Consider the following 12,210-nt stretch of genomic DNA (forward strand, 5'->3'; position numbering starts at 1 on the left):
TAGAATGTAAAACCTTTATACTCTTGAATTACCATTAAAAAACTATTGTACGATTTAAAAATCTCTTAGAACCTTCTCTTTTTTCCATTACACCTTCGCCATAATTGGTTAAGCTAGTTTTACAATGAAAGCTGTCCTAAACATTGGGGAATGAACACTGAGCCATAATTGAGGGGGGCCGATATGGAATAGAAAACCTCCGCAGGGAGGGGGGTACAACTAAAACTTTTTTGAATAATTTGTTTCGCAGTTGTCCTCCCTCCCTGCGGAGGTTTTTTGTTGCAAAAATGGTATCTAAACGTTCTACCATCTCTTACCTGGCGTAAAAGGGATGGCTGGTTATATCATCAGAAGTGTTGGTTAAAAGCTAACGCTTTTTCAATCAATATTTGGTTTTTTTAAATAATTACTCTTATGATTGTTTCTTCTGAGAAGATAGTCATTAGGAGACTGATATTGGTTATCTAAAATGTAATTTTCTTCATCAAAACGTATCCAATCCAAAATAGCACTACGGTCACTCTCTAAGATATTCATGTAACTCTTAGCCTTGTAAGAATTATCGCCATACAGTCTTTTAAAGTAAGCTTTATCAACTAAGGAGTCTTTATTTTTTTTATATACCAAAAGAGGAAAGGTGTTACTAATGTATAGACTATCGTAACTTGTAGTTTTTGTGAACTTAAAGATTCCAGAGTTTATTTTAAAGTTATTTTTATGTAATCTCACATTAGAAAATACATTTTCAATATGCTCAGTGTTCTTAAAAAAATCACTGTCGGCAAAACTTACAAGTTCCATGCTTGAATTTTTAAATTCCATATTTGAGAAACTACAATTTTTAAATGAAGCGATTCCATCTCTAAGAGAATCTCTATTTAGTACATGATTATAAATTAAACCTGCATATTCACTTTGGAGTTTGTTATAACTACTTCTTACGTATAAAGTATCTTCTTTTGATGTACCATAACCGAAAAATCTAGCAAAACGCCTAAAGGCTTTAAAACTTCTATCGATATTATCATTTGTCCTCACAAAATAGAAATAGAGCTTCTCTTTCCCGTCCCCAAAATATGTTACTGATTTTATCTTCAACCATAATTCTTTTTCATTATAGTCTTCAGGATTTAAGATTTTGAAATTTTCATTTAAAAGAATGTTATAATTTTCTTTGCTCGTACCATTTATAAATCGAGTATGTTTATAATAAGAAGTATCTCTTAATTTTGGTTTTCTGATAGGTTGATCATATTCTTCACGCACCTTAACAATTTCATAACTATTTAAGGGTGCATAATTATCCTCTGAATCTATATAAGGAAAAGCTTTGATGGATAAAGTACGAGCCCAATTATTATCAAGCTCGTATTGATAAAAAGTTCCTAAAGAAGAAAAAAAACAATTTTCAAATATAAACGGATTTCTTCCTCCCGAGATAATACTCTTATCGAAAGTAACACCTCTTAGGTCACAATTAAAAAATCCAAAATCATGATCGGAATATCCAGCATTTAGATTTGAATTTTTGAAGTTAGAATAATTAAGTTCGCAGTTTTCAAATCGACTGCTCTCTAAAATACTTTCTTGGAAATTGGAATGACTAAAATTCGACCATTGAGCTAACAGATATTTAGCTTTTATATTTGAAAAATTACAATTGTTAAAATTTCCATACAAAGAAGCATCATCAAAGATAGCATCGCTAAAATCCGACTGCTCGAAATTAATCATTGGTAAGGGGGTGATCAGAATTTGAACTTCATTATTATAATGCCCTTCAATACCATATAATCCTTTTAATAGATTGAGTTCACTTAGATTTTTGCCTGATAAATCTGAATAAGTAAAATTAGACCCCGTTATTATTTTATAAAAAGTTTCTGTTTCTAAATCACTTTTGAAAAGTGTATAAAAGAGTTCACCTCTTTCAGGGCTTAATGCTTTTGATATAATCTTGTTATCCTTAAAATATATGTATGGCTCCATAATATTACTAAGGGAAATAATTCTTCCTATCAGTTCAGGAGATAGATTCCTGATATCATCTTTTTTATAATCCTCATTCAACTCTCTGTTTATCGATTCATAGAGGCTCACTAATTGAGGTATTCTTGATGCCTTGATAATCTTTGCATTTTCTATGATTTTATTTTCTCTTTCTACTTTTTTCCTTTCTATATTTTGTTTGTTGGATTTAATCACAAGAAAAGTAAGCGACACCCCAATAGATACGAACAAAATGATAATAAATGCTATTTTTTTACCTTCCCTTAAAATTGATAAATTGTTTTGAACAACTTTTCCAGTTTTATCTTTAATAGATTTATTTCTCTTCTTTACGGCACTCTCCTCGCTAGACGTTGCAATTTTATCCAATTTTACCTTTACTGCTGTATTCGTAGGCTTTTCTACATCATGAATAATTTCAGATTTGTTTTTTGCTGTTTGCTGTATATCTTCACCTTTACTTTCCAATAACCGTCCCTTACTAACAACTGAAAATTCAAAGTTTTCAGTGATCTCAAACGAAAAATCGTTGAAAAGTGGCGTGAGATGTTCTTTTATAAGTTCTAAATCCGCGATAAACCTGTGGAATGCTGTTCTATCATTTTCGTATCCAGTTTCTATTTTAATATGATCAAAAAATTTTTTTAAATCATCCGTATTATGCTTTTGTGCAAATTGATAGCTTCGAGGTTTTTCATAAAAGAAAAAACACAATAGAGTATTAAGTGTGATTATAGTAAATTCTATGCTTTCTTTTTTATAAATCTCAATATTGCGATAGATATTATCTTCAGCTTTAATACTAAAATAACTTTCATAAGAATCACTACTTTTTTTATCTCGTATTTTTTGCAAAATATGATCAGCACTATCAACACAGGCTGCCCCTATTTTATTTTCTAAACTAGGATTGTTAGGTATGATTCTTTTCAAGAATTCAGATCTGTTTGTGACTCTTAATGACTTGTAGAATTTCTTACCCATACGCTAAAATAAATAAATTCTAATTCCGAATGTAGTTCCGAAACATCCGAATGTAGTTCCTATTTATTGGTTTACATACTTCCGAAACTTGTATTGTCGAAAAGCGAAAAAAACCACCGAGCGTAAAGCAAGGTGGCCGCCAAAACGACAACGCAACTTCAAGCTGACGTTCCAGCTAATTCAATTGAGAATTCTCACCTTCTCAAAAGAACTAATTGGAAATGTATCATAACCGATACAAATATCAAGCTCGAAGTAGCATTAAAATGAAGTCTAATTTTAATACTACTTTCAGATGAGAAATCTACATTCAAAAACAAAAACGAGCCGTAAACCTAATTCTCAGGTAAGTCGTTTAGAAGCCATCCACCGATTGGTCAATCGCCATCCTTACCGAATCGAGGAAGTTGAACAAAAGCTGTCAGGAATAAAACCGGAATTCCTAACACCCTACTGCCTGGTGTACTTCAAATACCTTAACGTTAGGCATCATTTCAATTGTTACAAGTTGGAAAATACCATTGAGCACTTAGAACTAGCCAATGGCTTGATCGATGATATGGATGCAACGGCATATGAAACTGGTGTGAAGATAAATAACAGTGAGTACCATTTCACCAGGGCCTTTGTAAAATTCGTTTTGGGTACTGTCTCAACAGATGAGCATGAAGCGCCTTTCATAACATCCAGGGCAAAACGAATTACTGACACTGCTTTAAGGTTTGATCCCAAGAGCCAAAAGTTCTTGTGGTTGCAAAATCAATTGGCAGCCTAAAACAAAAGGCTCTTCTCATTTAAGACGTGGCTTTTGTCGATTCCATTTTTCATCAATTTTCACCTTTAACCATTGTGATATGAAGACAAAGAGGCATACAAGTTCGGGCAAGGCGAAGAACCCACACAAAACTACTGCGGGTAAACACATAAGCCTATGCTTTCCAGTATATAGGAAACAGTCAGGTGGGGGGTTCCCCATAGGTAGGATATCAGGATACTTTTTTCCAAAACGGTAAGCCGTGCACAAAGATATTTTTACTTGTTTTTATAAAAACGAGACACTGAGTATTAACCCAAAATCTTTCGACATGATGAAAGGCACGGAATTTATCGATCCCGGAACGTTGCACAGTTAGCGGGGCGTGTGAGATAAGGTGAACAACAGTAGCCTGTTTCAGCAGTTCAAGCGGGTAGCGACCCTGCCCGCTTTTTTAACCTTTAATGTACAAACACCATTGATTATGAATTTTTGGGAATTGCTTTTTGGGACCGGCAATAGAGTGGATAGGAATAACCCACCACCTCAAAGCCGCCAACGATACCAAGTGTTCACCTACCGCACTGAGGATGGGGATGCTTACTTCAAGTTCAGCTACCACTGGGTGGGAAATGGATACGAAATTGATATCCACGAACAGCCAAGCTACGGAGGTAGGAACGCAGACAGCGAGACGGCACACTGGCTTATTTCCAGACGAGATGCCAACAGGAAAATATGTATCAAGCGAAATGCTTTACCAAAGACCTTGGAGGATGCGAAAAAGTTTTCAATGGCGTTTGCCGAGCTTACCTGGGAGTACATCAAGACTGGTGTCTCCATAGATAGTCAAGTTGCAATGAATCACCAAAACAAAAACACATGAAAACACGAATAACAACATCGGCATACAATGAAATGCTTAAGACTGTGGGATCGCATAAAGCAGAGAAGGGAGGCTTGCTCTTTGGTTCCCGAAAGGACTGGGTCGTTACCAAGTTCCTGTATGATAGAGATGCGAAAACCACAAGCGGCACCTATACCTTTAACGTTGGGTACCTGAATCCAATGATAGAAAAGTTGGGGAACCAGGGGTATGAACTTCTTGGGTTCGCCCATTCACACCCTGCCTTTTGCAAAACGCTGTCGGCTCAAGACAGGCAGTATTTCGCCTCCCAATTTAAGAATATCCCGGTTGATAAGTTTCTGGTGCCACTGATGTTTCCGGCAACAGACGGAACCTACGACTTCATCCCGTATGTATTTTACAAAGATGGTCGGGTGGAACAGACCGAGCTTGATATCCTGCCCGATGACTATGCAACCTATATTGTGAACAATAACAATATTGTGTCAGAGGCTCCACGGTACGTATCTCGGAGCCTGTTTACGTTTCGTGAATACTTTATGATCCTATTGTCGGTACTCTCTACCGGCATCGTCATGCTCCTGCTAAAAGCACTCCTTTATATATCCCGTAACCTTGAAACCATACTAAAGCTATCACCATGAACTACGATCGAATAAAAGACAGCGTTGATATTGCACTCCTTGAGCGCTCCCACATTGTTGTGGTCGGTGCAGGCGGAGCCAAACACCTTATCCTGAACCTTGCCCGATCGGGGGTCGGCCAATTGACGATTTTGGATATTGACACGGTGGATGATACCAATATTGTACGTCAAGGCTATGACCAAGCTGACATCGGGAGGTACAAGGTCGATGCTCTTAAGGAAAAGGTACAGAGGATCAATCCTGATGTTACGTACCGTGGCATCACCGATAATTTCCTCGAAATGAATACCGAACAACTGGATTCAATTTTTGAGGATGCGGATATGATCTTGATGCTCACCGACGCTTTCAGCGCCCAGAGTTTTGGGAATATTGTGTCGTTAAGCTACCTGAAGCCGGCACTGTGGGCTGGGTGGTACGCCAAGAGCCGTACCGCAGAAATATTTTTTCAAATCCCTGGGTTCACCCCTGCCTGCTTTCGCTGTGCGGTAAGTAGCAGGTATAAAGCGAATGAACAGAAACAGGTGGTCGTAAGCTCACAGTGCAATACCATTTTTCACAGTGAACTTCTCGACAGCTTAATCGGACTACTGACGCTTGCGATTTTACACCGTAACAGTACGGACATGACGAAAGAGAGCGTGCGGTTCTTTCATTCTCTCTTGAATGACGACGGAAGTCTCGATTGGAACTTTTTACAGTTCAAAGCACACCCGGAAGGTGGGAACCCGCTCTTTGATCGAAATTTTGGAGCACTTGGTAAACGGGCCTCCAACTTCGTATCGCATTGGCAACAGGTGGAACCGGAACTGAAACCGGCTTACCCCTATGATTGCCCTGATTGTCAGGGTGTCCTCAATGAGCTTGTAAAGAATACCTGTAACCATGAACACTAATGGAAGGGAGATATTTTCAACCATCGGATCAATTGTGAAGTATTGCATCAAGATTTTTCTCCTGTATGTCTACCTCGTGTGCAAGCTAACAGAACAGCTTGCCCGCTTCACGGCACGGATATGTGAACGATATATACAGTAATTAATAATGAAAGAGATAGCGGACATTTTCATCGACATCATATCAGGAACGCTCAACTTCGTTGCTGACGGTATAGAAGGATTGGATATTGGAGGGAAGAAGCACACCTTGAACGCCTCGTTTGAAAAGCGGGGGAAACTGTTTTCACAACGACATGGTGGGTTCGCTATCGGCGTTGGTAACCATCTGAGCGTTCAGCAATCGCATAACCACGTTATGTGTGTTGCCCCAAGCGGAGCGGGAAAAACAACATGTATCATTATTCCTACAATAATAAATATAGCCACCGCTCCAGAGGGGGCGAGCATGGTCATTGCCGACCCCAAAAGAGAGCTTGCGATGGTAGAACCGTTTTTGAGGTACTGTGGTTATACCGTTGTGCCGTTTGATATCGGAAACCCGGACAACTCAATTTGTTTCAATCCGCTTGCCAGAGCGAACAACTCAGGTCAGTTGCATACCGTGATTCAACGCTTGGTGTATAAGCAGGGGGAGCGTAACGAGAATGATTTTTGGTCTCTGGAGAGTATCAAAGCAATACACACGTTCGCCCGCAAGTTGAAATCTAACGCTCCCGTTGAGTTTCAGAATCCGGCTAACATTTATTATCTGCTTGAAGAAATGATGGGGAATGAAGAGCTCATAAGCAACATGTTCGCATCAGAGAGTGAACAGGATATTTGGAGAAAATACCGCGCCCTTGTTGCCAATTCAGATCGAACGAAATCCTCCATATTGGCATCGGCCACCTCAAATTTATCGTTCATAGGATTATCGCCTGACCTGTGCGATATCACGAGTACCGATACCTTTGATTTTTCACGACTGAGATCAGAGAAAATTGCCTTGATATTACGCTGTCCGTTACAGAGCCAAGACGTGTACTCCTCAATTTTTGGTGTCTTTTACAGCCAACTGTTTGACTTCCTTTTTTCTGCTTTGCCACAACCTAACGATCGAAAAATATTTATGCTCATAGACGAGCTTGCCAACATTCCCATGCCGGACTTGGCGAGTATCATGACCACCGCCCGGAGCTACTTCGCCATTTTGGGTATCCTACAGTCCGAAAACCAACTCAAAGAGCGGTACGGAGAATACAACGCCAAAACCATTCTGAACAACTGCACACGGGTCTACATGACGGGTTTGGACGAGGAGTGTGAACGCCTTGAACGAACGCTTGGATCGTACACTTATTTTAATGATAAAGAAAAGGAGAATTCACGAACGCGACCACTTATGACGTCGGACGAAATACGCTGTATGCCCAAAGATCGTGTGTTGGTCTTTCCAAATGGGGGTATGCGCCCCATCTACCTTAAGGTAACACCGTATTATAAGGTGCCGAAGTTGGTGCGGTACATGAATATGGAACACCCTGATGGGGACGGGCGACCTTCTACCAGACGACCAACAGCGTACCTGCCCCTTGATCAGTACCGAAACATCCGCAATGAATAACCAAAACAGCCATGAAAAAAGCAAAAAAAATTCTACGTAAAGCCGGAGATATTATCGTGACAATCATGGACTGTGCAGCTTACACAATCGAAATAGGGATAACCGCCATAGATGCCAAACCGGGAGAAATTGATAAGATGATAGAAGATAGGGTCCGCAGGGTATTGGGTAAAGACAAAAAGCCGAAGACCAAACGTCGTAATACTCTAAGTAAGGCGCAAATCTATAAAGAGCTTGGAGAAAAAAAGCCTGGAGAACTGGATGATGCCATAGTGGAAATAGCATCATTTCTTGAAGAGCGTTTGGTTACACAGGAAGAACAAAAAACAAAAGCACGGCTAATGGAACGAATCCAACAGCTTAAAAAGATACATCATATACAAGCAATCAATAGAGAGCTTGATTTTGAAAGATAATTATATGTATAACCTTAAAATTTAATACGATGAAAGAAATAATTAAAAGAGAAAATGTAGCAATGTTCATAGTAGGACACTATGGCATCACAACAAATGAACTGTTTGCGGCACGGGAAAAGAACCAAGAGTTTTTTGAACCAGTGATGGAGGATGTTTTTGAAACGTTCGTCAGTGCCGTAAAAGGCGAACAAAACAATCTTAAAACGTTAAACCCCCACACACAAGAAATGGAAGTGTTTTGTCAAAGGGATATAGGTGCTATAGATTCTTTCGATAACCTCATGGAAAACCTCTCAAAGACCTATGCGGATCGCAAGGCGCATCTAAGCCAATCCTTTTATCAGGAGCTTGGGATTGATAAGAAGGAGGTAGAGAAAAGGATTCAGGAGATGAAAGCCACCAGATCAAGGAAAAGCAAGGACAGAGAAGAACTTGAACCATAACCATTATACCCCTACGTTATGAAACTTATACCAGATAAATTACGAGAACAGTTCAAAGAATTGGAAAGCCGGATGGAGACCTACTGCCCGTTAATCATTGCCAAGTTTTTTGATCCCGCAGGTTCAGGCACGTGGTACGTAACTGAGTATTATCCGGATACGAATTCTTATTTCGGATATGTAACCGGACTGGGTCCGGATATACCAAATTATGATGGATGGGCATATTTTTCTCTTGATGAACCGTCCATTGAACAGGATATGCACTTTCAGGAAATACGCTTTGATGAACTCATTAAACAGCTTGAACAAAGTCATGAAATCGGGAAGATTAAAGAAGAGCAGGAAAACGACGAACCGAAACGATAACATCAAAAAAGATAACTAATGAAGCCACACGAGCGTTTTTTTAAACTGTTAAAGTATTTGGCAAAAAATCATCCTGATATCGATCTCAATAACCTCCATGATGAAGCAGGAGAAAAGGCAACCTTATCGGCGATCAAAGAATTTGCAGGATATGACTACAATCCTGAAAAAAAGTTCTTTATCATCAATAATGAGGAGAAGAAGCTGGTATTTGCTACTGAAAATGTTGAACTGGAGGAGATCAAATCAGCAGCGGATTTGTATCATGCCATTAATTACCTCAACGAGGCATACGATAAGCGAATCAAGTCGATGGAACAACAGGTGGACCTACCAAAACGGCTTTTTTTGGAACCCAAAGAAGTACAGGACATCTCCAGAAAAAATATCATGAACTTTTTACAGGAGACCTACCAAATCAATAATGAAGAGGAACTCTTTGCGCTTGAAGAGCAAAAGCACAAGGAAGTCATCTATGACCTCTACAGAACCTTTACCGGATATACCCCCAGGAAAGATTTTGGTGGAATCATGAAGTCCATACCGAATGAGTCCGATGTAGTTCTAAGTCATCGCAACTTGCCTGATTTTCAGAACGACACGTTGTTTTCCCATATCCGCGATATGCGTAAGACTAATGAGGATACCCAACAGCGACTCCAAGAGACAACTAGCAAGCGGCTGGAAGAGATTAAGGAGATGATGCAAAGCAGTGAACAGCAGGAACAGAATCAGGAAGCTGAACGATAACATCAAAAAAGATAGCTAATGGAGGCACACGAGCGTTTATTTATACTAATGGTATATCTGGGAAAAAATCATCCTGATATCGATCTCAATAACCTCCATGATGAAGCAGGAGAAAAGGCAACCTTATCGGCGATTAAAGAATTAGCAGGATACGACTATAACCCTGAAAAAAAGTTCTTTATCACTAAAAACGAAGAGGAGAAGATGATGTTTGTTACTGAAAGTGTTGAACTGAAGGAGATCACATCAGTGCTGGATTTGTACTGTGCCATTGAGTACCTGAACGATGCACACGATAAGCGAATCAAGTCGATGGAACAACAGGCGGACCTACCAAAACGGCTTTTTTCGGAACTCGAAGAAGAACAGGGTACAGATTTGGAACTATAACTTCTAAATACAATGGAAGAAGAAAACAGCAAGAAGATAGCGGATTATGCAGAAATGGAGGAGTCCACTTTTTGGAAACTTATTGACGAGTCTCGGGCTCAAACCTCCGAAGTCAACGACCGGTTTGAACGTCTTAGAGACCTACTGAGAGAGCTTTCACCCAAACAGATTGTAGGTTTTCGCTTAACGATGGATAGATTACATGATGAGCTTGGAGAATCTTCTTGGTATGTGTACTGTGATGGACTCGCTGAAGACGAACGTCCAAGTTTATATGCGATACAAGGTCGTATTATTTCAATGGGAGAGGAAAGTTATTACAACGTAAAGGATAAACCTAACTAGTGAGCTTTTTGATCTTTCAAATGACACCTGGGCATTGGACGGTGTGTACAACCTTGATTGTAGCTCTGAAATCTTCAAAGAAAAAACCGGTGAAGACCTCGACAAATATATCAAGGCACATAATCGACTTGAAGAACTTGAACAAAATGAGGAGCAGGATCACGATCAGGAAATGGAACAATAACCTTTAAACCACAACCCATGAAACTTATTACCGAAGAACTCAAACAACGGTTTGCCGAAGTTGGCGATCAGTCAGAAGATGAAAATCCACTGGTCATTGCCAAATTTTTTGACCCAATGGGTTCTGCAACGTGGTACGCTACCGAATATTATCCCGAAACAAATATCTGTTTTGGCTATGTCAGCGGTCTGGTGCCCGAGAATCCACTTTGTGATGAATGGGGAACGTTCTCTATCGATGAACTGGAATCAGTACGGATAAGATTTCCAAAGATAATTTGGAGAAATGAGGAATTTATTCCCAAAGCAACACTTGCAATAGAGAGAGACCTCCATTTCAAGGAAACCCGATTCGACCAAATCCTTGAGATACGCCGCCGACTTGAATCAGGGAAAGATGTACCCGATACCATCATCAAAGAAAGGATTGATGCTCTTGAAAAAGACAGTCAAGATATGTCCAAAGACAATGCACCCGAAATCGAAATGTAACGGATAAACTGGAAGTCAACGAAGCAGACTTCTCCTATGGCAATGAGATAGAACTATAAGAAAATGTTTAATAAAACTCCTAAATACTATGGAACAAGAAAACAACAAAGACTTTGTGCATTATGCGGAAATGGATGAGACCACTTTTTGGAAACTTATTGACGAATCTCGGACTTACAGCTCCGAGATCAACGATTGGTTCGACCGCCTTGGCGACCTATTGAGGAAACTCTCTCCTAAACAGATCGTAGGTTTTCGCTTAACGATGGATAGATTACGTAGCGGGCTTAAATATTCTATTATCTCGTACTTGGACTTTGATGGACTACCTGAAGACCAACGCCCAAGTGGATATGCCATAGAGTGCTTTATTATTTCAATGGGACGGGAACGTTACTACAGCATAAAGGATCGAGTTAGTGAGTTTTTTAATCCTTCAAATGACACCTGGGCATTAGAGAGTGTGTATCGCTATGAAAAGTTTGATCAATCCTCTGAAATCTTCCAAGAGAAAACCGGTGAAAACCCCGACAAATATATCGAGGCATATCATCGACTTGAAGAACTTGAACAAAATAAGGAGCAGGATAACGATCAGGAAATGGAACAGTAACCTTTAAACCACTGCACTATGAAACTTATTACCGAAGAACTCAAACAACGTTTTGCCGAAGTTGGCGATCAGTCAAAAGATGAAAATCCACTGGTCATTGCCAAATTCTTTTACGAATTGACTTATACAACATGGTACGCTACTGCGTACTATCCTGAAACCAATACCTGTTGGGGATACGTATACGCAATCGACCGGAAGCCGGGGAATCTAAAGCCAAAATTTGCCGAATGGGTTCCCTTCTCAATAGACGAACTGGAGTCCTTAAAAGGTATTCCCAAAATCCCTGATATTGAACGAGACCTGAATTTCAAGGAAATACGATTCAATGAACTAAGGGAACTATTGGAGAGGGAACGTCTTAAAGAACTTGAAGAGTTCGAACAACTCAAGAAAATACTCAGAGAGCAAGATGATGATTTGGAATATTAACCTTTAATA

General features: G+C 39.5%; 15 protein-coding genes. 14 read left to right on the forward strand and 1 reads right to left on the reverse strand.

The genetic code is table 11. The features are described 5' to 3' along the window. Positions 1-378: 378 nt before the first annotated feature. Positions 379-2,943: a pentapeptide repeat-containing protein gene (locus L0P88_RS13710; RefSeq protein WP_247130489.1), complete on the reverse strand. Its 2,565-nt coding sequence runs from the start codon at positions 2,941-2,943 to the stop codon at positions 379-381. Positions 2,944-3,289: 346 nt separating this feature from the next. Between L0P88_RS13710 and L0P88_RS13715 the strand changes: the two genes are divergently transcribed. The 14 genes from L0P88_RS13715 (at position 3,290) to L0P88_RS13780 (ending at position 12,201) form a co-directional block, all read left to right on the forward strand. After that, positions 3,290-3,769, forward strand: coding sequence for a hypothetical protein (locus tag L0P88_RS13715; protein ID WP_247130490.1), 480 nt, complete (start codon positions 3,290-3,292; stop codon positions 3,767-3,769). A gap of 463 nt (positions 3,770-4,232) precedes the next feature. Beyond that, on the forward strand, positions 4,233-4,634 hold the full coding sequence (locus L0P88_RS13720; RefSeq protein WP_247130491.1) for a hypothetical protein: 402 nt from the start codon (positions 4,233-4,235) through the stop codon (positions 4,632-4,634). Beyond that, on the forward strand, positions 4,631-5,260 hold the full coding sequence (locus L0P88_RS13725) for a Mov34/MPN/PAD-1 family protein (protein ID WP_247130492.1): 630 nt from the start codon (positions 4,631-4,633) through the stop codon (positions 5,258-5,260). The genes L0P88_RS13720 and L0P88_RS13725 overlap by 4 nt, the downstream gene beginning before the upstream one ends. Continuing rightward, positions 5,257-6,159 (forward strand): ThiF family adenylyltransferase, encoded by a 903-nt coding sequence (locus L0P88_RS13730; RefSeq protein WP_247130493.1) that lies wholly within the window; start codon positions 5,257-5,259, stop codon positions 6,157-6,159. Before L0P88_RS13725 ends, L0P88_RS13730 begins: the two co-directional genes overlap by 4 nt. A 148-nt stretch (positions 6,160-6,307) precedes the next feature. After that, positions 6,308-7,765, forward strand: coding sequence for a type IV secretory system conjugative DNA transfer family protein (locus tag L0P88_RS13735; protein WP_247130494.1), 1,458 nt, complete (start codon positions 6,308-6,310; stop codon positions 7,763-7,765). 11 nt (positions 7,766-7,776) lie between these two features. Then, the gene (locus L0P88_RS13740) at positions 7,777-8,181 is read left to right on the forward strand and encodes a hypothetical protein (protein WP_247130495.1); all 405 of its coding nucleotides are present in this window, start codon (positions 7,777-7,779) and stop codon (positions 8,179-8,181) included. 29 nt (positions 8,182-8,210) lie between these two features. Continuing rightward, a complete protein-coding gene (locus L0P88_RS13745; RefSeq protein ID WP_247130496.1) occupies positions 8,211-8,627 on the forward strand; it encodes a hypothetical protein in 417 nt (138 codons plus the stop codon). An 18-nt stretch (positions 8,628-8,645) separates the two neighbouring features. Next, complete coding sequence (locus L0P88_RS13750; protein WP_247130497.1) at positions 8,646-8,996, forward strand: DUF2958 domain-containing protein; 351 nt, start codon at positions 8,646-8,648, stop codon at positions 8,994-8,996. A gap of 18 nt (positions 8,997-9,014) precedes the next feature. Further along, positions 9,015-9,746: a hypothetical protein gene (locus L0P88_RS13755; protein ID WP_247130498.1), complete on the forward strand. Its 732-nt coding sequence runs from the start codon at positions 9,015-9,017 to the stop codon at positions 9,744-9,746. 18 nt (positions 9,747-9,764) lie between these two features. Next, entirely contained in the window at positions 9,765-10,136 is a 372-nt protein-coding gene (locus L0P88_RS13760; RefSeq protein WP_247130499.1) for a hypothetical protein, read from the forward strand. Positions 10,137-10,148: 12 nt separating this feature from the next. Next, positions 10,149-10,481, forward strand: a complete 333-nt coding sequence (locus L0P88_RS13765; RefSeq protein ID WP_247130500.1) for a DUF4240 domain-containing protein — start codon at positions 10,149-10,151, stop codon at positions 10,479-10,481. 201 nt (positions 10,482-10,682) lie between these two features. Beyond that, the gene (locus tag L0P88_RS13770) at positions 10,683-11,156 is read left to right on the forward strand and encodes a DUF2958 domain-containing protein (protein WP_247130501.1); all 474 of its coding nucleotides are present in this window, start codon (positions 10,683-10,685) and stop codon (positions 11,154-11,156) included. An 88-nt stretch (positions 11,157-11,244) separates the two neighbouring features. Beyond that, complete coding sequence (locus tag L0P88_RS13775; protein WP_247130502.1) at positions 11,245-11,769, forward strand: DUF4240 domain-containing protein; 525 nt, start codon at positions 11,245-11,247, stop codon at positions 11,767-11,769. 18 nt (positions 11,770-11,787) lie between these two features. Then, entirely contained in the window at positions 11,788-12,201 is a 414-nt protein-coding gene (locus L0P88_RS13780; RefSeq protein WP_247130503.1) for a DUF2958 domain-containing protein, read from the forward strand. Positions 12,202-12,210 lie beyond the last annotated feature (9 nt).

It is taken from the genome of Muricauda sp. SCSIO 64092 (assembly GCF_023016285.1).
In the GTDB taxonomy this organism is placed as follows: domain Bacteria; phylum Bacteroidota; class Bacteroidia; order Flavobacteriales; family Flavobacteriaceae; genus Croceivirga.